This is a genomic window from Streptococcus sanguinis (assembly GCF_020729765.1).
Lineage (GTDB): Bacteria > Bacillota > Bacilli > Lactobacillales > Streptococcaceae > Streptococcus > Streptococcus sanguinis_Q.
Window position 1 is genome coordinate 13,549 of record NZ_JAJEPD010000080.1, and the last position, 21,070, is coordinate 34,618.

The 21,070-nt window shown below is 42.1% G+C and carries 21 protein-coding genes; 4 read left to right on the forward strand and 17 right to left on the reverse strand.

What is annotated here, in order from left to right; all coding sequences use genetic code 11:
• Positions 1 to 16: 16 nt before the first annotated feature.
• The 5 genes from K4H96_RS10645 to pnp all read right to left on the reverse strand — a co-directional run bounded on the left by K4H96_RS10645 (position 17) and on the right by pnp (position 4,484).
• Positions 17 to 538 carry a dihydrofolate reductase family protein gene (locus K4H96_RS10645; RefSeq protein WP_000301974.1) on the reverse strand — a complete coding sequence of 174 codons (522 nt, stop codon included), beginning with the start codon at positions 536 to 538 and terminating at the stop codon, positions 17 to 19.
• A gap of 8 nt (positions 539 to 546) precedes the next feature.
• On the reverse strand, positions 547 to 1,311 hold the full coding sequence (locus K4H96_RS10650) for a nucleoside phosphorylase (protein ID WP_002905375.1): 765 nt from the start codon (positions 1,309 to 1,311) through the stop codon (positions 547 to 549).
• 13 nt (positions 1,312 to 1,324) lie between these two features.
• A complete protein-coding gene (locus tag K4H96_RS10655; protein WP_002905376.1) occupies positions 1,325 to 1,543 on the reverse strand; it encodes a YdeI/OmpD-associated family protein in 219 nt (72 codons plus the stop codon).
• Between the two features lie 30 nt (positions 1,544 to 1,573).
• Entirely contained in the window at positions 1,574 to 2,191 is a 618-nt protein-coding gene (gene cysE / locus K4H96_RS10660) for a serine O-acetyltransferase (protein WP_002905377.1), read from the reverse strand.
• Between the two features lie 91 nt (positions 2,192 to 2,282).
• Entirely contained in the window at positions 2,283 to 4,484 is a 2,202-nt protein-coding gene (gene pnp, locus K4H96_RS10665; RefSeq protein WP_223337654.1) for a polyribonucleotide nucleotidyltransferase, read from the reverse strand.
• Positions 4,485 to 5,006: 522 nt separating this feature from the next.
• Between pnp and K4H96_RS10670 the strand changes: the two genes are divergently transcribed.
• Together K4H96_RS10670 and pepF are read left to right on the forward strand one after the other, a co-directional pair.
• The gene (locus K4H96_RS10670; protein WP_223337655.1) at positions 5,007 to 6,368 is read left to right on the forward strand and encodes an MFS transporter; all 1,362 of its coding nucleotides are present in this window, start codon (positions 5,007 to 5,009) and stop codon (positions 6,366 to 6,368) included.
• A 115-nt stretch (positions 6,369 to 6,483) separates the two neighbouring features.
• On the forward strand, positions 6,484 to 8,280 hold the full coding sequence (gene pepF, locus K4H96_RS10675; protein ID WP_223337656.1) for an oligoendopeptidase F: 1,797 nt from the start codon (positions 6,484 to 6,486) through the stop codon (positions 8,278 to 8,280).
• A 50-nt stretch (positions 8,281 to 8,330) separates the two neighbouring features.
• Here pepF and K4H96_RS12345 read toward each other — a convergent pair whose 3' ends face one another.
• From K4H96_RS12345 to K4H96_RS10690, 4 genes are all read right to left on the reverse strand, one after another.
• Positions 8,331 to 8,690: a hypothetical protein gene (locus K4H96_RS12345; RefSeq protein ID WP_317628008.1), complete on the reverse strand. Its 360-nt coding sequence runs from the start codon at positions 8,688 to 8,690 to the stop codon at positions 8,331 to 8,333.
• Between the two features lie 209 nt (positions 8,691 to 8,899).
• The gene (gene trxA / locus K4H96_RS10680; protein ID WP_223337657.1) at positions 8,900 to 9,214 is read right to left on the reverse strand and encodes a thioredoxin; all 315 of its coding nucleotides are present in this window, start codon (positions 9,212 to 9,214) and stop codon (positions 8,900 to 8,902) included.
• Between the two features lie 18 nt (positions 9,215 to 9,232).
• Complete coding sequence (locus K4H96_RS10685; protein WP_002899027.1) at positions 9,233 to 9,454, reverse strand: DUF4649 family protein; 222 nt, start codon at positions 9,452 to 9,454, stop codon at positions 9,233 to 9,235.
• Positions 9,455 to 9,642: 188 nt separating this feature from the next.
• On the reverse strand, positions 9,643 to 10,056 hold the full coding sequence (locus K4H96_RS10690) for a YjdF family protein (RefSeq protein ID WP_223337658.1): 414 nt from the start codon (positions 10,054 to 10,056) through the stop codon (positions 9,643 to 9,645).
• Positions 10,057 to 10,345: 289 nt separating this feature from the next.
• Between K4H96_RS10690 and K4H96_RS10695 the strand changes: the two genes are divergently transcribed.
• The gene (locus K4H96_RS10695) at positions 10,346 to 11,272 is read left to right on the forward strand and encodes an alpha/beta hydrolase family protein (RefSeq protein ID WP_223337659.1); all 927 of its coding nucleotides are present in this window, start codon (positions 10,346 to 10,348) and stop codon (positions 11,270 to 11,272) included.
• A gap of 563 nt (positions 11,273 to 11,835) precedes the next feature.
• Here the strand turns inward: K4H96_RS10695 and rpsO are convergent.
• From rpsO to K4H96_RS10735, 8 genes are all read right to left on the reverse strand, one after another.
• Positions 11,836 to 12,105, reverse strand: a complete 270-nt coding sequence (gene rpsO / locus K4H96_RS10700; protein ID WP_001018251.1) for a 30S ribosomal protein S15 — start codon at positions 12,103 to 12,105, stop codon at positions 11,836 to 11,838.
• A 250-nt stretch (positions 12,106 to 12,355) separates the two neighbouring features.
• The gene (locus tag K4H96_RS10705) at positions 12,356 to 13,351 is read right to left on the reverse strand and encodes a hypothetical protein (RefSeq protein ID WP_227956518.1); all 996 of its coding nucleotides are present in this window, start codon (positions 13,349 to 13,351) and stop codon (positions 12,356 to 12,358) included.
• A 319-nt stretch (positions 13,352 to 13,670) separates the two neighbouring features.
• Positions 13,671 to 14,393 carry a transaldolase gene (locus K4H96_RS10710; protein ID WP_223337661.1) on the reverse strand — a complete coding sequence of 241 codons (723 nt, stop codon included), beginning with the start codon at positions 14,391 to 14,393 and terminating at the stop codon, positions 13,671 to 13,673.
• An 8-nt stretch (positions 14,394 to 14,401) separates the two neighbouring features.
• Positions 14,402 to 15,784: a PTS ascorbate transporter subunit IIC gene (locus tag K4H96_RS10715; protein ID WP_223337662.1), complete on the reverse strand. Its 1,383-nt coding sequence runs from the start codon at positions 15,782 to 15,784 to the stop codon at positions 14,402 to 14,404.
• A gap of 39 nt (positions 15,785 to 15,823) precedes the next feature.
• Positions 15,824 to 16,102 carry a PTS sugar transporter subunit IIB gene (locus K4H96_RS10720; RefSeq protein ID WP_032913355.1) on the reverse strand — a complete coding sequence of 93 codons (279 nt, stop codon included), beginning with the start codon at positions 16,100 to 16,102 and terminating at the stop codon, positions 15,824 to 15,826.
• Positions 16,095 to 18,146, reverse strand: coding sequence for a BglG family transcription antiterminator (locus K4H96_RS10725; RefSeq protein WP_227956520.1), 2,052 nt, complete (start codon positions 18,144 to 18,146; stop codon positions 16,095 to 16,097). Before K4H96_RS10725 ends, K4H96_RS10720 begins: the two co-directional genes overlap by 8 nt.
• 178 nt (positions 18,147 to 18,324) lie before the next feature.
• Positions 18,325 to 19,053 (reverse strand): pseudouridine synthase, encoded by a 729-nt coding sequence (locus tag K4H96_RS10730; protein ID WP_223337664.1) that lies wholly within the window; start codon positions 19,051 to 19,053, stop codon positions 18,325 to 18,327.
• Between the two features lie 11 nt (positions 19,054 to 19,064).
• Complete coding sequence (locus tag K4H96_RS10735; protein WP_223337665.1) at positions 19,065 to 20,234, reverse strand: MFS transporter; 1,170 nt, start codon at positions 20,232 to 20,234, stop codon at positions 19,065 to 19,067.
• A 193-nt stretch (positions 20,235 to 20,427) separates the two neighbouring features.
• On the opposite strand from K4H96_RS10735, the gene def reads away from it, so the two are divergent.
• Entirely contained in the window at positions 20,428 to 21,060 is a 633-nt protein-coding gene (gene def / locus K4H96_RS10740) for a peptide deformylase (RefSeq protein WP_002902258.1), read from the forward strand.
• Positions 21,061 to 21,070 lie beyond the last annotated feature (10 nt).

Consider the following 21,070-nt stretch of genomic DNA (forward strand, 5'->3'; position numbering starts at 1 on the left):
CGGTCCACTCCCTTCTCTATTTCTGACTTTTTCGGCTGAAAACCAGCTCTGCAAAAGGGCCAAATTGTCTGAGGCTATCCAGTTGGTAAAAGCGCTGCCCTTCCTCTTGGGTAAAGAGGGGAACCCCCTTTCCTAGGATAAGGGGCGCTATCTGAATAATGAGGTGGTCGAAAAGATCCGCATCCAAGAGCGGTCCTACCAAGGAATTACCACCAATCACAAAGACATTTTTGCCTTTGTCAATCTGGTGAACAAAGTCCACCACATCCCCAGCTACTGGCTGGTAATTGCTGACAGGCAGGTGCCTATCATGCGTAAAGACATAGTTTTCCGTAGCTTGATAAAAACTTTCTACATCTTGCAAATCTTGGATTTCCTCAAAGGTCCGCTTGCCCATGATGGTGATATCCATTTGCCTGTAAAAGTCATCATAGCCTGTATCCTCTACAGAACCAAGCTGATGCAGCCAGTCTATCCTGTGCTGGCTGTCTGCCAAGTAGCCATCCATGGTAATACAGCCGTAAAAATATACTGCCATTCTTGTAGTTACCTTTCTAGTTCCTTTGCTATTGTCAAAGCGATAGTGAAAAAAGTCATGGCATCAGCTGTCCGCTCTTCATGGCGGGCATCCCAGGTTCGGTTATGATGATCCACGTAGTCAGCTGTGTAGAAGAATTGATAGACCTTGGTCTTGCGAAATTGACTCCAAGCCATGATAGCTGAAGCTTCCATGTCCACCACTTTGGCTCCAGCAGCCAAGCGACGCTTGACTTTCTCAGGCGTTTCCCGATAAAAGGCATCAGTCGTCCAGGACTTGGTGCGGATATGCTCGATATCGTGCTTGTCAAAGATGGCTTCCAGCTCGATCAGCAGAGACTCGTCATAGGCTACTTCGTCACCCGGTGGGGCATAGTGATAGCTAGTTCCTTCATCTCGCAATGCAGCCGCAGGCAGGATAATTTTATCCGCCTCAATTGAGCGATCCAAAACGCCACAGGAACCTAGAATAATGAAGTTCTTGAAGCCTCTAGCCGCCAACTCCTCCAGCTGGCCAACTATCATGGGAGCCCCAATCGGAGCCAACATAACTGCTAGCTTGCTAGGTCCTTGGCCATAAATATACCATGGATGCTGTCCGTTTATGCTTTTCAAATAGCCTCCCTGATAGACTTCTTCTGACTCAATCAAACGTTTCAGAATTTCGCCATTAAAGGACAGGATGATGGTTTCGCATACCTCACCCTTGTCATGGACTGGCTTTTCATTTGGCTCAATGACTGCTGCTACATCTTCAAATTCCTCTAATAGCATAACTTCTCTTTCTTTAAGGCTTCAGCAAATCCACCTTCATCTTTTCTATGCGGCGCAGCTTGGTCTCATCTTTTTTGGCTTCACTGATATAGCGAGCCCATTCGCGCTGGTGGCTAGGCGGTAGTTTGGTAAAGCGCTCCTTGGCAGGACCGTCCAAGCGCTCTTTCAGTTCAAGGACTACCTGGTTCAAAATAGCATCTGATAAATCTGACATGTCGGTTCCTCCTGTCATATTTCACTTCGATAGCTTTGCCAACCTTTTCTACAGACTTGATGAATGGTGGCTGGCTTCACGGGCATGCTCTAGCTTGTCTAGATAGTATTCCCGCTTCTCCTCTACCTCGTGAATGGTTGGCTCGTCTTTCTCACCGTGAACACGGACAATCTTGGCTGGTACGCCAACCACTGTCACATCACTTGGAACATCTGCCACTACAACTGCACCGGCTCCAACCTTGGCTTTCTCGCCAATCTCAATTGGTCCGATGACTTGAGCATGAGCAGAGACCAAGGCACCTCGACGGACGGTCGGGTGGCGTTTGCCTGTATCCTTGCCCGTCCCGCCTAGGGTCACACCGTGGTAAAGCATGGCCCCCTTCTCCACAATGGCTGTCTCACCAATCACCAAACCACTACCATGGTCGATGAAGACACCTGACTCAATCTGAGCGCCGGGATGAATCTCAATCTGGGTCCAGAAACGCCAGAATTGACTGTGCATTCGTGCTAATAGCTTGAAACCACGCTTCCACAAAAAATGAGAAAGACGATGAGCCGCCAAAGCTTTAATGCCCGGATAGGTTAGTAAGACTTCCAGCGACGTTCGTGCCGCCGGGTCATTTTCTTTTACAATATCAATAGATTCCTTCCACCAACCCATGCTAGCCTCCTTCCTTCTCTAAACAAGGAGAGACGAGAACTAGGCTCGCCTCTGCCGATTTCTGATGAGGTCTACAGGAATAAGTGACCTCTTATTCTTCTGTTTTAGGGCTTTCTTGATGGTCTTTGTGACCTTTGTGTTCCTTGTGCGGATGATGTCCCTTGTCATGATGATGTTTCGGCTTATCAGACTTTGGCGGACGTGGCAGCAATACTTTCATGGAAGCATCTACCCGACCTTTGGCATCAATCTTGATCACCTTGACATCTACTTCATCACCGATTTGTACGACATCTTCGACATTGTTGGTCCGAGTCCAGGCTAACTCTGAGATGTGAACCAGGGCATCTGTCTTGTCAAAGAGGTTGACAAAGGCACCGAATTTCTCAATCCGAACAACCTTGGCATGGTAAACTTCGTCCACTTTTGCTTCGCGGACCAGACCAGCAATGATTTCCTTAGCACGATTAATCGCGTCTTGGTCGCTGGAGTAGATGGATACATTTCCCTCTTCATCAATGTCAATCTTAACACCGGTCTCAGCGATAATCTTGTCGATGGTTTCCCCACCTTTACCGATGACAATCTTAATCTTGTCCACATCAATCTTGATGGTGTCGATTTTCGGAGCAGTTGGAGCCAACTCAGGACGTGGAGCTGGAATCGTCGCTTCAATCAAGTCCAGAATTTCAAAGCGGGCTTTCTTAGCCTGAGCCAGAGCTTCCGTTAAGATTTCTGCTGTAATTCCTTCAATCTTAATATCCATCTGCAGGGCGGTAATCCCTTCACGAGTACCAGCTACCTTAAAGTCCATATCGCCAAAATGGTCTTCCAACCCTTGAATGTCCGTCAGAACCGTGTAGTTACTGCCATCTGAAATCAAGCCCATAGCAATACCAGCAACCGGAGCTTTAATCGGCACACCACCGGCCATCAGAGCCAAAGTGCCCGCACAGATAGAGGCTTGGGAGGAAGAACCGTTTGATTCCAAGACTTCTGCTACCAGACGGATAGCGTAAGGAAACTCTTCCAAGTTAGGCAAGACTTGCTCCAAGGCACGTTCCCCAAGAGCACCGTGTCCGATTTCACGACGACCAGGAGCCCCATAACGGCCTGTTTCACCGACAGAGTATTGCGGGAAGTTATAGTGGTGCATGAAGCGTTTCTTGTATTCTGGATCCAAGCCGTCCACAATTTGCGTTTCGCCCATTGGTGCCAAAGTCAGAACAGACAAGGCTTGGGTTTGCCCGCGAGTAAAGAGACCAGAACCATGAACGCGCGGCAAGTAATCCACTTCCGCATCCAGCGGACGGATTTCATCAACCTTACGACCGTCAGGACGGACCTTATCTTCGGTAATCAAACGGCGCACTTCAGCATGCTCCATTTGCTCCAAGATTTCAGCCACATCACGCATGATACGGTCGAATTCTTCGTGGTCTGCGTATTTCTCTTCATAAACTGCTGTGACTTGGTCTTTGACAGCCTGAGTCGCTGCTTCACGCGCCAGCTTTTCTTCTACCTGAACAGCCTTTTGCAAGTCGCTGTTATAGGCTGCGATAATCTCTGCCTGCAACTCTTCATCAACATGCAGCAATTCTACTTCTGCTTTTTCCTTGCCGACCGCTGCGACAATTTCTTCTTGGAAGGCAATCAATTCTTTGACTGCTTCATGCCCTTTGAGAAGAGCTTCCAGCATGATATCTTCAGACAGCTCCTTAGCTCCAGACTCTACCATGTTGATAGCATCTTTGGTACCAGCTACTGTCAGTTCCAAAAGTGAAACTTCTTTTTGTTCCTTGCTAGGGTTGATGATAAATTCACCATCTACATAGCCGACTTGAACTCCTGCGATAGGGCCGTTAAAAGGAATATCTGAGATAGAAAGAGCCAGAGAACTACCGAACATAGCGGCCATTTGAGGCGAAGCATCTTCGTCATAAGAAAGAACAGTATTGATAACCTGAACTTCATTGCGGAACCCTTCCGCAAACATAGGACGAATCGGACGGTCAATCAAGCGGGCAGTCAAAGTCGCATCTGTTGACGGACGGCCTTCGCGCTTGTTAAAGCCGCCAGGATATTTCCCAGCTGCATACATTTTTTCCTCATAGTTGACCTGCAATGGGAAAAAGTCACCAGTAGCCATCTTTTTGGACATGGTTGCCGCAGTTAAAACGGTACTTTCTCCATATCGAACAACGGCGCTGCCATTTGCCTGCTTTGCAACCTGACCGGTTTCAACTACCAGCTCACGGCCTGCAAAAATAGTTTTAAAAACTTGTTTTGTCATAAAGACTCCTTGCCGAGCACATGCTCAAATTTTTTCATACGCCTTGGCTACAAAGATCAAGATATTAAGTCCGTTAAAAGCAAATTAAAAATAAGAAACTGGCGAAGTCTTCGATGAAGACAAGACAGTTTATCTTTTTTACACAGCTTTTAGGTCGTATTCTGTTCATCAAGATATTTAAGCCCTTAAGCAACYWATAGGACGTGTTCAGTTAGCACTGTGACTTTAATATCATRGYCTTAGYARCTTATTATATCCTCATCTTTGTATCAAGCACGTACAGACCTTATTTTACCACAATTTCAGGCAAAAGAAAAAGACTGAAAATGGCTTTTTTTCTATAAAAGYACTGAAAATCTATTTTTCTTWTCTATAGCTGATTATAGTTGGCTGTCAAAGTTCGTTTTTTCCTTTCGATTCACCACATATGAGAGTGGTATAGCCTTCATTCACTTTTCAAAGTGAACTTCTTGCTTTATAATAAATACAGTGACTCATTTCAAACATGTAAAGGAGACAATCGTGCCAGATCATCAAACAGTTGAAAAGAAAGATTTTTTCTCGCTCCTTGCGACAGCCTTAGTCTGCTTTGCAGGCATCTTATCTGAAACCAGTATGAATGTGACCTTCCCGCATCTAAGTAAGGTCTTTGGGTTAGGATTGGGAACGCTACAATGGATTACGACAGGGTATTTGTTAGCAGTGGCTATTACGATTACTTTAGGAGCTACCTTAGCCCACAATTGGAAAGAGAGAACCATCCTCTTTACCGCTTTAGCCAACTTTTGCTTGGGCACACTGATTGCCATGTTGGCTCCAAGCTTTCCCATCTTGATGGTAGGAAGAATCCTGCAAGGAGGAGCTACTGGATTAGCCATTCCTTTGCTCTTTAACTTGATTGTTGAGCGTGTTCCTAAGCAAAAAATTGGAACCTATATGGGCTTGTCTGGGATGGTGGTCAGTCTAGCACCAGCAATTGGGCCGACTTATGGTGGTTTTATGATTAGTCGTTTTGACTGGCATATGATTTATACCTTTATTCTTCCTGTCCCAATCATTTCCTTTATTCTTGGCTTTTTCTTTCTAAGAAATTCAGAGAAGCCTAGGAAACGCGCCTTTGATCTTCTCTCATTTCTCCTCTTAGCAAGCTCACTCGTGTTTGCCATTGTAGCCATCTCCAGCTTAGAAGAAGGACATATCGATTGGCTCTATCTTGTTCTCTGCATAGTGCCACTAGCTTGTTTTATCTATCGGAGCTTGAAAATCGATCATCCATTCCTAGATATTCGTATCTTAAAGCAACCAACGGTCTTATTGGCTATTTTACCCTTCTTCATTTTTCAGTTTATCAACCTATCGGCTAATTTTCTGATCCCCAACTTCTTGGTCATAGAAAAAGAAATTTCAACTGCTCAGGCAGGCTTTGCACTGCTTCCAGGAACCATGCTCGGAGCCTTTCTCTCTCCTGTATTTGGCAAACTCTATGATAGAAAAGGCCCGAAACCAACCCTTTTTACAGGAAATTCACTTCTTTTCCTTGCTGTATTCTTGCTCCTTATCTTCACAAAAGAACTCACCTTAACAGCTGTTATTGCGATTTATATTTGCTTTACCTTGGGGCGAAACATGGCCTTTAATAACACACTTGCCCTAGCGACGACTCAAGTTGATAAAGGAAAGACTGCAGATACGACTGCGCTGTTTCAGCTGGCCCAGACCTTTGCGGGTGCTATAGGTACCGCAGTAACGGCCGTCATCGCTAATCAAGCTCCCAATATGACAAAAGGAACTCAAAACGTCTTCACCCTTCTATTAGGCTTGGTTATCTTCGTATTCTTGTCTTATCTACTGCTTTTTAAAAAGATTGCTGCAAAGAAACTTTGACTTTTATCCTTGACCTGATAAACATCTAAAAATTACTGACTTATCCTTCTCCCCCAAAGACATTTTGGGGGATTTTTTGCTATACTATTTCTATATACGACAAAAGGAGTAAACTATGGAACAAAAACATCGTTCTGAATTTCCAGAAAATGAACTCTGGGACCTAACGGCCCTTTACCAAGACCAGGAGGACTTCTTGCGGGCCATCGAAAAGGCCAGAGAGGACATCCAGAAATTCGTCCGTGATTATCAAGGCAAACTTAGCACTTTCGAAGATTTTGAACGGGCTTTTGCTGAGTTAGAGCAGATTTATATCCAAATCAGCCACATCGGCAACTACGGCTTTATGACACAGACCACTGACTATGGCGACGAGAGCTTTGCGCAGATTGCCCAAGCAGCTATGGAATTTGAGACCGAGGCCAATGTCGCACTCAGCTTCTTCGACGATGCCCTAGTCGGCGCAGACGAGGCTGTCTTGGAGAAACTAGGCCAAGAGCCCCATTTGACCTCAGCCATTCGCCAAGCGAAAATCAAAAAAGCCCACTATCTGGGAGCGGATGTCGAAAAAGCCTTGACCAATCTAGGTGAAGTCTTTTACAGTCCACAGGATATTTACACCAAGATGCGGGCTGGCGACTTTGCCATGGCTGACTTTGAAGTAGACGGCAAAGTTTACAAAAACAGCTTTGTCACCTATGAGAATTTCTACCAAAACCATGAAAACGCAGAAATTCGCGAAAAGTCTTTCCGCTCTTTCTCTGAAGGCCTTCGTAAACACCAAAATGCCGCTGCAGCTGCCTATCTGGCTCAGGTCAAGTCTGAAAAATTACTGGCTGACATGAAGGGCTATGAGTCTGTCTTTGACTACTTGCTGGCAGAGCAGGAAGTTGATCGCTCTATGTTTGACCGGCAGATTGACTTGATTATGAGCGAATTTGCCCCAGTAGCTCAGAAATACCTCAAGCATGTCGCTAAGGTAAACGGACTTGAAAAAATGACTTTTGCCGACTGGAAGCTGGACTTGGACAGCGAGCTCAATCCCGAAGTCAGCATTGATGACGCCTATGACCTCGTCATGAAGTCAGTCGAGCCACTCGGACAAGAGTATTGTCAAGAAGTTGCCCGCTACAAGGAAGAACGCTGGGTTGACTTTGCGGCCAATGCCGGAAAGGACTCTGGAGGCTATGCTGCGGATCCTTATCGGGTTCACCCTTATGTCCTCATGAGCTGGACTGGCCGTATGAGTGATGTCTATACTCTGATTCACGAGATTGGCCACTCCGGTCAGTTTATCTTCTCTGACAATCACCAAAGCTATTTCAACGCCCACATGTCCACCTACTATGTGGAAGCGCCATCTACCTTTAATGAGCTCCTGCTCAGTGATTATCTGGAACGCCAGTTTGATAACCCTCGCCAGAAACGCTTTGCCCTGGCTCACCGTCTGACGGATACTTACTTCCATAACTTCATTACTCACTTGCTGGAAGCTGCCTTCCAACGCAAGGTCTATACTTTGATTGAAGAAGGCGGAACCTTCGGCGCAAGCAAACTCAACGCTATCATGAAAGAAGTCTTGACAGAATTTTGGGGCGATGCCGTTGAGATTGACGACGATGCTGCCTTAACTTGGATGCGCCAAGCCCACTACTACATGGGACTCTACAGCTATACTTACTCCGCAGGCTTGGTCATCTCTACCGCTGGCTACCTACACCTGAAAAATGACGAAAATGGTGCCCGTGACTGGCTTGAGCTGCTCAAATCTGGCGGCAGCAAGACTCCGCTTGAGTCAGCTATGATTATAGGAGCAGATATTTCGACAGACAAACCGCTCCGCGATACCATCCAATTCTTGTCCGACACAGTTGATCAGATTATTGCTTACAGCGAGGAGTTGGGGGAATAAAGAATAAACAAAATCAGCTTGAATTTCGTTCAAGCTGATTTTTAAATAGTTTAATAAAAATAAAGAGGCCCAAAAAAGCGGAGATAAAGTAAAATATAGGCACTAAAACAAGCGATAAATATAAGCCATCTTGTCCAGTACTGTGACTTAGTATAATTCTTCATTCGCAGCAACCCGATGAAAAACCAAATCAGACTCCAAAAAACCAGACCTAATATCTGAGGAGCAAAATACGAAATTAAAAGTAAAACAGGAATCAACAAAGCCAATACTAGTATGATTCTTTTTTGCGTTATCTGCTCTCTAGGAATCATCCAGCCTATAAAAAAACACAAAACCGCTGGAGCGATGAATGGTGTAAAAATCATAAAAACAAATAAAAGATGTTTTAGCAACTCAATAATAATCATCACCTAATTCCCATCATGTTTTAAATAATGCGGCTCTATAGCGCGATCCCGTTGGAAAAAATTTACCTCTACTTATTATACCTTAAAATATGCATTTTCAAACAAAAATTTTAAATTGACTCATTATTGTTATAATCGAAATAAAAAAGACCGCTCCAAAACAAGAGCAGCCTCATTTTAAAACAGGCCTATATAACCGTAATCTTACTTTATCCCAACTCCGCCACAATTGCTTTAATCTGCTGGGCAGTATGAACACCCGCTAGCTGCTTGACGACTTGACCGTCTTTTTTAAAGATCAAGGTCGGGATAGACATGATGCCAAAAGCGCGTGCTGTAGCTGGATTTTCATCCACATCCATCTTGACAATCTTGAGCTCATCTTCTGAAAGTTCCTCTGAGAGCTTGTCAAGGATTGGTCCCTGCATCCGACAAGGTCCGCACCAAGTGGCCCAAAAGTCAATGAGCACTAATCCGTCTTTTGTTTCTTGCTCAAATGTCGCATCTGTGATTGCTTTTACCATTATTTTTCTCCTTTATTCTTAGTCAAACTTTGTCAAATCCTGCTTCATCAGGAAAAAGAAGACATCTCCATAAGTGCCCTGGTAGTTCAAATCATGACCTTTATAAGTCAATTTTTTAACTGGGTAATAATCTGCCACTCCAATCAAGCAGGCTTGCTGGGATTGCTCAAACTCCTGATAAGACTCAAAGGTCATCTTCCGCTCCTGCTTGACAGCATCCAAATATGTAATTTCAATCATAAACTCTCCTTTTTAAAACTACGCTTGTAATTTTTATTTTATGATTATATTGTAATATATTTGGTTACATCTGTCAAATGAAACGACTTGGAGAAATCACTTCGCTTTTCAAGCCACTCACCGATTGCCTGACAAACAAAAAAGCCTCCCATCGGAAGACTTTCCCATATAAATAAGAAAAACCAAGCTCAATGCCCCTTATGCTTTTCCAATCTTTTTTGCTGTTTGAGTTCGAATTTCCTTTGCTTAGCCAGTTCTTTCTGCTGCTTGCGCTTGACTTGAGCGATTTTCTTTTGCTCTTCAAATTGCAGCTTCAGCGCTTCCTGAGACTTTGAAGACCGTGAAGCCAGCTGCTCTTTTTTAGCCTGTCTCTGCAAGCGTTTAGGGCTGACCGACTTAGTCTTCTCCTTCACCCTGATGCTAGGACTAAACTGCAACCGATGATAATAACGGTTTAGAAAATCCAACAATTCCTGCGTGCTAGGCTCTGCACCAAAGGTGACTCGGCAAACTCTATAAGATTGAGCATGTTCCTTCTCGAAAAGACCGTGCCAAAATCCCTCTTCAAAGTAAACTGTCAGCGTCATTGAAATCTTATCCATGACAGCACCTCCTTTAAAAAAATCCCTAAGAATGGACAACCAAGGAGGAAGGTTACTGACAAAAAATGGTTTTTTGCGTCTGGACTACCAACCAGAACTGTGTTTTTATCTTAGTAGCTACAGTCTAGCAAGATTTTCTAAAAAATTCAAGATTATCAGAATCTCGCTTAGATAAGTGAATTGGATTTTCTTGTATGAAAGGTAGAAAAATCAAAAAACAAGAAAGCTCTCTTCTTGTAAAATACATTCATTTCCGCTATAATACTACAAATACTGAAAGGAGAGAACTATGAAGTATATTTGGGCTTTCTTAGCAACCTTGAGCTTGGCAGGACTGGCTCTGTTCTTCTGGCACTCCCAGACCAAATCAAATCCTACTCCTCCTAAGCCAGAAACCACACAGACAGCTTCTAGCGAGAAAATGGACAATCAACCGACTCCGACAGAAGACATCGTGTCTGAAGAATACAGCGTTTCATACGATGACAAGCAGCTCTACGGAAAGATTACTGCTCCTTCTGACTACAAGAGTAAAAAATTGCCGACTATTGTTATCGCACATGGATTGAACAACACCCTTGAGCAATATGAAATGTACAGCCAGCTGTTGGCAAAGCAAGGTTATCTGGTTTACAGCTTTGATTTCTACGGCGGCAGCCGCCAATCGAAAAGCGGTGGACAAGATATGCTGAATATGTCGGTCAAGACCGAACTTACAGACTTGACTCAAGTCATGGAAAAACTGAGTTCCGAGACCTTTGTAGATAAGAGCAAAATGAGCTTATTTGGTGCCAGCCAAGGCGGTGTCGTTGCCAGCCTCTATGCTGCTGCTTATCCGGACCGCGTACACAAACTCCTGCTCATCTTTCCAGCTTTCGTTCTTTTTGATGATGCCAAAGCGACTTATCATGAGCTAGGGAGCCCTGACTTCGACCAACTTCCTGATAGCCTGACACACCACAATACTACTCTGGGCAAGATTTATCTAATCGACGCCTTAGACATTGACATCCAAGCCGAACAGACCAAAATCACAGCTCCGACCCTCATTATCCATGGTACCGATGACGCAGTCGTGCCCTATCAGTATGCTGTCGAAGCAAGTCAGACCATTCCAAATGCTAAGCTGGTCACTGTAGAAGGTGGGGAGCACCGTATCGACGAAAGATTTGCTATCACTGCCGCTCCTGCCATCCAAAAATTCTTGAAAGAGTAAATCTGCTGATAGAAAAAGTTCTTCTAAAATCATAGAAGGACTTTTTATTTGGAAAAATTAGAAATGTTGGCTGAAGATAGAAAAAAGCCCTCATATTTAAACCCGTTGAACTAGGCTAACAAAGCATCAAAGTATTTTAGAGAAAAGATTAACAAAAAACACCCCTAAAATAAAAAGGCTTGTTTTAGCTCAGGCTAAAATCCTAGTGAAAATAAAAAATCTCCCCGAAGGGAGAAGATCTGGTTTATTTTACCTTACAGTACTAGGAACCGTAACCGAAGATAATACTTGAGTATATCTAGGTAAGGTGAAGGAACAGAAAAAAGCCCTCTGGAATCAGAGAGCCAATTTGAGCTCGGACTAAAATCCTAGTGAAAAAGATGAAACTCCTTGTGTTCATCGAACACGGTGTCGTTTCCCTATTTTCATACGGATTTTTGACGCCCTTAGCATCATGATTCTTGCTGGATAAAACGTTTATAAACTAGGCGACGAGGCGAAGATTGTACTAATGGTACATCGAGGCGAAGTCAACGAAGTATAGAAACGTTTTAGACGCAAGATTAGCGACGAAGTCCAAGAGAGTTGATCAACTCACGGTAACGGTTAACGTCGTTCTTACGAAGGTAAGCCAAGAGGTTACGACGGCGACCAATTTTCTTCATCAAACCACGGTAAGTAGCGTGGTCTTTTTTGTGTTGTTTGATGTGTTCGTTGAGGTGGTTGATTTCCCAAGTAAGGACAGCAACTTGTACCTCTACTGAACCAGTGTCACCTTCGTGACGTGCGTATTGTGCAATGATTTCATTTTTTTTCTCTTTTGAGATTGCCATGATATACTCCTTTTCTTTACGCTTCATCCGAGTGGCAGGTTTGGCATGGCCTGCAACCAAGAAGAAGTTATTTGTCATTACGACATTCTTATTCTACCAAGAAGGACTACCTTTGTCAAATGATTCTACTCTATCTTCTTCCCACTCTAAATTGTAATTTTTGCTAGATGGCCAAGCATAGGTGGCTATTCCCCAGCAAGCAAATAAAGAGATAATCCGCTCAGGATAGTTATAAAAAACTTTAGTTCATCTATCTTTCTAAACTTGCTCTGATTGTACCACCAGTATCAAGAATAAGTATTTTCTTACCATTTTGAACTACTACGAAATAATTGTTAGAATTGATATCAATGTAGATATCCTTATTACTTTGGACTTGATAGCCTTCTTCACTGACTGATTCTTTAATCATGGCAATCTTTTCCCCAACTTCTTTTTCACTCAGTTTCTCTTCAGGATTATCAGCAATCAATTTCGTATATTCTACAAAGGGATAGAGCCCCAATCTACTCGAATCACTAGAATTATATTCTTCATCASTATCGGATTTTATATTTACAATTCCAACATCAGAGATACTTACGTTCTTTGAATATTCACTATTTTTATAACGAATTTTCCACTCACCAACAAATGCCTTAGGATATTGAACTTTATAAAATCGAAGACGCTTGATATACTGTGAGTCATTTGAACTATTGATACCTGAACGACTATCATAAATAATCATACTTCCATCATTTTGCAGAAGGTGGTAAATCTTGTTTTCGTCAATATAAGCAGAAAAGATAGCCTTGGTATTGAGTTTGAAATGCTTATCAAAATCAGCTAAGGTCTTAATTTTTGGATCGTTTTCTGCCTTAATAAATTTTTCAAAATCAGCCTTAGCTTTGTCTCCTTCAGCTAATTTTTCAATATCTTTTTTACCATTAAGTAGCTTTTTCTTATCATTCAGTTCATAAACAAAAGAAATAGAGTCAGCTGGATTAATCCATACACCATCAAGATCTGAAATTTTCGGTCCCATGCCAAATAGGACGAACACCAAAATTCCTAAGACTGTAACAGCGATTGAAATTCCCACTATAAGGTTACGGCGCTTGTTCTTAGCTGGAAGCATCGTTGTTGCTTTAGGAATTTCTTGAGTTACAAACTGCCCACTTGTCTTTGCCGCTTGAAACTCTTGAGCTGTTGGTTTTCGATGATAAGTAGCTTCAAACTGCGCAACCCACTCATTCTGATTCATAACATCCTCCTCTATAATGATTCTAACAATGAATTCTCATTTCTAGCAAACTAACTGTTTACTATCTTGAAATTTATTATACCATATATATTAACCAGAAAAACATTCACTAGTGAAAAAATTTGTGACTTGGGCTAGCATTGGTAGATTACAACTATATGAGATGTAAAAAATTAGCTGTGAAGTACTAAGTTATTTACAATTCAACCCCAAAGATTTCTAAAGAAAGCATTTCTATCTCGRTCAAGGAAACAAATTAAAACCCCAGCACTACTGCATTAAGAACTGGGGTTTAAGGTTAGGATTTTAAAATATCAACTCAGTCATCTAAGATTTTAAAACCAAGACTAGTACTATCTTTCAAAAACATCTGAACTGTTTCTAGGGAATATTCTGTCAAATCTTTACCATTTAACGATAATTTTTGAATCAAATCTGAGGTACAAGTAATAATATCAACCCCTAACTCATCCGCTTGATAAATATTATAGGTTTCGCGCGGACTAGCCCACAACAACTCTACTCCATCTTTTTGACGACAAATAGACAGTGCTTCTTTCATAATCGGCACAGGATCTACACCTGTATCTGCGATACGTCCAGCAAAAACTGACACTATCCCTGGAGTCCCTGCCTTCAATACTCCAACTACCTCGCGAACTTGTTCAAGAGTGAAAATAGCCGTAGCATTGATTTTAACACCTTTTGTAGCTAGACGTTTCATTAAATCAACAGTCGATTCCCCTTTAGAATTTGTCACAGGTATTTTTACATAAACATTCTCTCCCAGTGAGGCTATTTTTTCTGCTTCTTTTTCCATTGTTTCTATGTCATCAGCAAACACCTCAAAAGAAACGGGAAATTCCTTAATATCCTTTAATACTTCTTTAGCRAATCCTATATAGCTGGTAATCCCTGCTTTCTTCATTAAGCTAGGATTAGTGGTAAATCCCGATACCAAACCAGAATTTAGGTCCTTAAGCATAGTTTCCAAAACTGCGCCATCTGAATAAACTTTAATAGATAATTTTCGTGCCATCATTCGCCCTCTTATTCTTCTTCGTCGCAAACATTATTCAGTGCTGTATCTGATTTGCTGAGGAAATTTGGTAAAAGCAATACAACAGCTAGAACTGCTACTATCACATAAATACCAACTTGACCAACAGAATCTCCTACACGACCTAACAAAATACCAAATACACCAAAGTCAAAATCACCAAAGGTCGTATTTGCAAAACCTAGTTCACCTAATACTGGCAAAACTGCTGCAGGTAAAAAGGCTAAGAATAGGCCGTTTACAAAAGAACCTAAAACAGCTCCCTTGCGTCCTCCAGTTGCATTACCATAGATTCCCGCTGTTGCACCACAGAAAAAGTGAGGAACCATACCGGGAATAATCAGCACACCACCTATTGCTCCCAGAATGAACATACCAATCAATCCACCTAAAAAGCTAAAGGCAAAACCAATAATAACTGCTGTAGGCGCATAAGGGAAGAATACAGCACAGTCCACAGCTGGTACAGCATTCGGAATAAGCTTAGTTGCGATACCTTGAAAAGCAGGAATCAAATCAGCAAGTATCATCCGTACCCCTGCATATACAATAGCGACACCAACCGCAAAAGTTAGACCACTGACGATAGCAAATATAAAAGGATTCTTACCAGCTGCTAACTCTTCAACTGTTTTAGGACTACGAATCAGACAAGCAATTGTTGCTATTAGATAAAAGACAACCATGACAATACCTGTTGATATTGTAGTATTGCGAAGAAAACTCCATTTTTCTGAAATTTTTAACTCCTCTGTACTGGTGCTGCCTTTTCCTACCTTAGATCCAATCCAAGCTGAGAGATAGTAACCCAGACTGCCAAAATGTCCCATTGCAATCTCGTCTCCGTCCGTTACCTGAAGAGTATATTTCTGTCCAATAGCTGGAGAAATAGCTGACCAAGCACCTAATATAAATCCTCCTACTGCAATCATGGCAGCTCCTTTAAAGCCAATTGCTCCTAAAACAGCTGACAATAAACAAGCCATAAAGAAACTATGGTGCCCTGTTAAAAAGATGTATTTAAAGCGAGTAAAACGAGCAAATAATAAATTTAGCAATAAGCCAACAATGAGAATTGTCATCGTCTCAACACCCAGTATTTTCTGAGCAACTGATGTTACAGCTTCATTATTGGGAACAACACCTGTAATGCCAAACCCTTTTTCAATCAAACTGGCTAAAGGAGATAAATTATTTTGAATAACTCCTGCTCCAGCGGCTAACATTAAATACCCTAGAATCGGTCCTAGTGTTCCAGTCAAAACTTTATGACTTGGAGTTCGAAGAGCTATTAAACCAACAAAAGCTATCAGTCCCATTAAAAAGGCTGGTTCACTTAAGATATTTTGAAATAGCGTGAGTATACCATTCATGGCTGAACCTCCATTCTTTCTTCTTATTAATTTCTCATTTTAATTTCTCATTTCTTCTAATACAGGAACAAGGTCTGCTTCGATTTTTTTGCGATTAGTATAGCTCTTAACGATACAAACCTTTGTTCCCTCAGGAAAGATATCTTGAAATTCTTTCACTGTCACATATAGGTCTGCTCCCTTTCCGACCGCTGCATTAGAATCACAAGATTCTGCTTCTACTTCTATTCCTAAATCTTTGGCAATGGCTTCTACTTTCATCCGAAGAAGTAAGCTGCTGCCAATACCATTTCCACAAACTGTGACAATTTTAATCATCTTTTTCTCCATTCTTTATTGTTTCGGTAATGATTTCCATTATTTCATCTGGATTTTCTGCTGCAATTAACTGTTCTATGGACTCATCGTCATCTAAAATCATAGCAAGCTCTTGTAAAGCTTTCAAATGCGCAGTTGAATCAATGGCGGCAAGTACAAAAATCAACTGAACTTGTTTTTCCTCATCTCCTTTTACATCAAAATCAACTGGCTCTGCCACCTGCAGCAAACTCATTCCTAACTTGTTTACCCCCAAATCAGGAGCAGCGTGAGGAACAGCGACTTTCGGTGCTAGTACAATATAGGCTCCTAACTTCTCCACAGAAGCAATCATTCCTTCAATATAAGACTGCTCAATATAATTTTCCCTCAGCAAAGGTGCGGCTGCCAAAGAAATAGCTTCTTTCCAATCCTTGACTTGATTAGTCTGTTGAATAAATTCTTTTTTTAATAATTCTGTCAAACCATATCCTCCTCTCGTCTGACCTTGTTGCCAACCTATCAAGTAATTCGATAGTTCTCTCATTAGCTCAGGATAGTGATGAATCGTTGTATGTCGTTCTATAATTTCTATCAACCCGTCTAAGGAAATTCCTTGAGTTTCAATCCAAGAAAATTGACTGATGACTCTGCGTTTTAACATGGTCTTTTCAACAGACTTCATAACAGGCTGCAGTAAATAGACTGGTCTTTCTGATTCAAACGGAACTGTTGAAAAAGCAAGGTCATATTCTTCAATGTCTATCTTTTTAGCTTCATCAAGCTGGTGAACAGGCTTAAACATCATATTTGGAAAAAGATGCTTTAATTCCGCCTGAAGGATCAGGGAAGAACTCACTCCATTTGGACAGATACTCAAAGCCCTTAAAGTTTGTATACTATCTTTCTTATACTCTCCCTCTAAATATCCACCAAAATGAATCGTGAAGTAAGCTATCTCATCATCACTTAATAGTTTACCTACGTATTCTTCTAAAGGAATAAGACTTCGTTTTACCAAATAGTAGAGTGAGCCAAAATCTGCTTTAATCTGTTCTTTCAATGGATTTATTAAAGGAATATCAAATAACAGGCGATAATACGCTGGATAAAGATGCGAGTATAAATTTTGACGAAATTGAGGAGATTGAGAAAAATCTGCTCCTGTATGAGCTTTGACCTGTTCTATTATATCTTCCATCAACTCAAATACCCTTTGGTCAGAAAAAACTTGAAGATCTCCTTCTGTACAACCTAACAGGCGAGAAAAGATAAAATTCTTTTTGTCTGCCAACTCTGGGTAAGTTTGTAATAGTTCTTCACATAGATCAAACAAAGAATTTGTATATATCTCTCCTAAGGCAATATCATCGTTAGGACATATTTTTAAACTCCCCGCTTTTAAAATAGCGATAAGACAGCTTACTTCTTTCGTTTTTTCGGACAAAAAATGAATGTTATACTTTTTTCCGAGTAAAACGAGTCTGTCTACAACTTCCCCATCATTAAGCTCTAGACCGCAATCTTCAAGCAAATATCGAAGTACCCAGCGACCACTCGCTATTGACAAAAGCTCACTCAATGTCTTCTCTAATAAATAAATGAGCTTTTTTGTTTTTCCTGCTAAAAAATATCCCTGTTTACGATTATAAGATAGCTCTACCTGATAAGWAAGTAAATATTGCTTAAGCCTTTTTATATCCGACAAGACTGAATTTCTGCTCATCTGCAATAGATTCTGTAAATGCTGATTGGATACAAAGTGCTGAGCCAACAGAATATAAAGCGTAATCATTTCTAAGCGCTCTTCATGAAAAAGATAGTCACCTGTATGGTGAGATATCTTTTCAAAAAGGCTATTCAAGGGTACTGCCGGAGTTCTAATTCGTCCTCCTTTCACCTCAATAACTGGAAAATGAAAAGATTCTAAAACATCGTTAATTTTTTCAATTTGCAGAATAAGATATTTACGATTAATTTTTAGAAGTTTTTCCATTTCCTCAAGAGAAGAATCTGAATATTTWGATAAAAGCTGAAATTTTTCAATGAGCTCATTTGATAACACTTCTAGCCCTCCTATATTATTAGTATAAACAAAATAGTTAGCGTTTTCAATCAAAATTCAGTCCAATTGTCATCAGGAAATTATCAATAGAATTGTGCCTAAGATATATAGTAATTTTGAATACATCCCAAAAACGGCGTAAATTAAAACCCAGCACCTATTCATTAGGTGCTGGATTTTAAAGCTCGACTTTAAAAATTGTTAAACGTTCTAATTCATCAGTAGTCAATCTCCGCCATTCTCCAAGAGCTAGTGCGAAATCCAATTGTAGGGGTCCCATCGTGAGGCGCTGAAGATCCGTAACTTCTTTTCCACAGGCAGCCACCATGCGCTTTACCTGGTGGAACTTGCCTTCAGCTAGGGTAATTTCTACGAGAGAAGCCTCTTTTTCTTCGTCCAGCTCTAAAATCTTGAGATGAGCTGGCTGACAGGTGAAGTCTTTCAGTTCTATTCCTGCAGCAAATCGCTCTACATCTGCTTGCTCCATCAGGCCAGCCACTTGAGCTCGGTAGATTTTTTCGACGTGCTTTTTGGGTGACAGCATGGCATGGGCTAGCTTGCCATTATTGGTCAGAAGGAGCAGGCCGTGGGTATCAATATCCAAGCGGCCGACAGGAAAAACTTCTTTCTGACGGGCAGTCTCGTCTAGCAAGTCCAGAACTGTCTTATGACGGTCATCCTCTGTCGCCGAAATGACTCCCTGCGGCTTGTTGAGAAGATAGTAGACAAATTTTTCATAGGTCAGCCTTTGGCCAGAAACAATAATCTCATCTGCTGCCTCATCAATCTGAGCCTTAGGCGATTTCTCTGCTCTGCCATTAACCAAAACCAGCCCTTTCTTTAGGAGCTGCTTGACCTGAGCGCGTGAGCCCAGACCATTTTCTGCTAAAAATTTATCCAGACGCATCGTATAACCTCCTAACTTTCTGGAGCTATTCCGCTCTTTTCTTTGCTAAATCTTAGAACAAAGAGCGAGGTCAGAATCATAGCTAGACCCAAAACGCTGAAGATAAAGGCTGGAGCGTTGGAGAATCTCCCAATGAAGCTGAGGACAAAAGTAGTGGCCGTTGCTCCGATACTGCAGCCTAAAATCACGATAGAAGTGGCTTGATTGAGTAGGTGGGCGGAGATGCGCTCGGACAGGGTGTAAAAAATGGTCGTCAGACCGACACTATAGACAAAACCGGCGCTAATAGTAGCCAAACTGAGTGACAAGAGATTTGGTGAGAAGCCAATGATAATCTGAGTCAGTCCAAAAACCAGACCAGAAAGCATCAGCAATTTATCTCTAAAAAGACGGGTCAAACTAGCAAAGCTGATACCCGCTGCAATCCCAATCAACTGCATCAAGGAAAGAATCACACCTGCAGTTTGGGCCGTCCCCATACCAGACTTCTCTACAATCCCCGGCACCCGCACATTGATGGCGATATAGGTCAGCACAATAACCCCCGCCACAAAGGCAAAAGCTAGACTTAACTGCCAATCCTGCCGGCTTAGCTTAGGAGTCGATTCAGACTGTTCTTGCTGCTTTTCAGAGACCTTGTCATAAGGGACAAAAAGCAGATAAAGCGCCAAAACCACTAGTCCGAAGGTATAGACGAGAAAGGCAGCCTGCCAGCCGAGAGGAAGAAGTCGACTGACTCCAAAAGTCAAGAGGGCTGTCCCGACTACTTCTGCCGACCCTCTCAGCCCTAAAAGCCGAACGCGTTCCTGTCCCTTATAGCGCTCGCTAACAATCGAGATAGCCTTAGCATTGAGCAGACCGATGCCCATCCCAAAGACAAGCCGAGATACAAACATAAGCCAGTAAGACTGATTAAGTAAAGGAAGAAGCCCGCAAAGTGAAAAAATCAGAAGCCCGCTCACAATCATCTGACGCTCTGTCAGGTATTTTTCAATGATCCTATTAAACAGCAACATCAGCATAATCCCAGCCGAAGGCAAAGAAACCAGAAGTTCTACCCAACTTTCTGGAATCCCTTTATAAAAAGCAAACATGGCCGACTGGGCACTGGAAATCGAAAAAGCCGTAGTCAGAATCAAAGAAAGCGAGAGGATACTCACTTTTTCCATCAATTTTTTCATTCTATTTTCCTTTAAAATTCACACTACCTCTATCATACAGTTTTTTGGGCCAAGACGCAATTTCTTTGTCAGGAATATTATGGGTCGCTGTGGCTTCATCAAAAAGCAGGCATCCCCAGCCAGTCAAAACCGCTCCCGCCTTTATTTCTTGCAGGTTTTATGTTATGATGAAGGATAGAAAAAGGAGAGAATCATGTCTGTGAGTGAAAAAACATCTGTTATTGAACGATTAACCAAACCAGCCCATTTAATTGATATGAAGGACATTATCCGCGAGGGCAATCCGACCCTGCGCGCTATCGCTGAGGAAGTCAGCTTCCCTCTATCAGACCAAGAAATCATTCTGGGCGAGAAAATGATGCAATTTCTCAAGCATTCCCAGGACCCAGTCATGGCAGAAAAAATGGGGCTGCGCGGCGGTGTTGGTCTAGCTGCTCCCCAGCTGGATATTTCCAAACGGCTCATCGCTGTTTTAGTTCCCAACCCTGACGACGAAGAGGGCAATCCGCCTAAGGAAGCTTATAGCCTGCAAACGCTGATGTACAACCCTAAGATTGTAGCCCATTCCGTTCAGGATGCAGCTTTAGCTGATGGTGAAGGCTGCCTGTCAGTCGATCGAGAAGTACCGGGCTACGTAGTTCGGCATGCGCGAGTGACCGTGGATTACTTTGACAAAGACGGTCAAAAGCATCGTATCAAGCTCAAGGGCTATAACGCTATTGTTGTTCAGCATGAAATCGACCATATCAACGGCATCATGTTCTATGACCGCATCAACGAAAAAGACCCATTTGCAGTCAAAGACGGCATGTTGGTGATTGAGTAAATAACTTGCA

Bases quoted from the DNA above. Each gene is read 5' to 3' on its own strand.
- K4H96_RS10645 (WP_000301974.1), bottom strand. From the start codon at position 538: ATGGCAGTATATTTTTACGGCTGTATTACCATGGATGGCTACTTGGCA.
- K4H96_RS10650 (WP_002905375.1), bottom strand. From the start codon at position 1,311: ATGCTATTAGAGGAATTTGAAGATGTAGCAGCAGTCATTGAGCCAAAT.
- K4H96_RS10655 (WP_002905376.1), bottom strand. From the start codon at position 1,543: ATGACAGGAGGAACCGACATGTCAGATTTATCAGATGCTATTTTGAAC.
- cysE (WP_002905377.1), bottom strand. From the start codon at position 2,191: ATGGGTTGGTGGAAGGAATCTATTGATATTGTAAAAGAAAATGACCCG.
- pnp (WP_223337654.1), bottom strand. From the start codon at position 4,484: ATGACAAAACAAGTTTTTAAAACTATTTTTGCAGGCCGTGAGCTGGTA.
- pepF (WP_223337656.1), top strand. From the start codon at position 6,484: ATGGAACAAAAACATCGTTCTGAATTTCCAGAAAATGAACTCTGGGAC.
- K4H96_RS12345 (WP_317628008.1), bottom strand. From the start codon at position 8,690: ATGATTATTATTGAGTTGCTAAAACATCTTTTATTTGTTTTTATGATT.
- trxA (WP_223337657.1), bottom strand. From the start codon at position 9,214: ATGGTAAAAGCAATCACAGATGCGACATTTGAGCAAGAAACAAAAGAC.
- K4H96_RS10685 (WP_002899027.1), bottom strand. From the start codon at position 9,454: ATGATTGAAATTACATATTTGGATGCTGTCAAGCAGGAGCGGAAGATG.
- K4H96_RS10690 (WP_223337658.1), bottom strand. From the start codon at position 10,056: ATGGATAAGATTTCAATGACGCTGACAGTTTACTTTGAAGAGGGATTT.
- K4H96_RS10695 (WP_223337659.1), top strand. From the start codon at position 10,346: ATGAAGTATATTTGGGCTTTCTTAGCAACCTTGAGCTTGGCAGGACTG.
- rpsO (WP_001018251.1), bottom strand. From the start codon at position 12,105: ATGGCAATCTCAAAAGAGAAAAAAAATGAAATCATTGCACAATACGCA.
- K4H96_RS10715 (WP_223337662.1), bottom strand. From the start codon at position 15,784: ATGAATGGTATACTCACGCTATTTCAAAATATCTTAAGTGAACCAGCC.
- K4H96_RS10720 (WP_032913355.1), bottom strand. From the start codon at position 16,102: ATGATTAAAATTGTCACAGTTTGTGGAAATGGTATTGGCAGCAGCTTA.
- K4H96_RS10730 (WP_223337664.1), bottom strand. From the start codon at position 19,053: ATGCGTCTGGATAAATTTTTAGCAGAAAATGGTCTGGGCTCACGCGCT.
- K4H96_RS10735 (WP_223337665.1), bottom strand. From the start codon at position 20,234: ATGAAAAAATTGATGGAAAAAGTGAGTATCCTCTCGCTTTCTTTGATT.
- def (WP_002902258.1), top strand. From the start codon at position 20,428: ATGTCTGTGAGTGAAAAAACATCTGTTATTGAACGATTAACCAAACCA.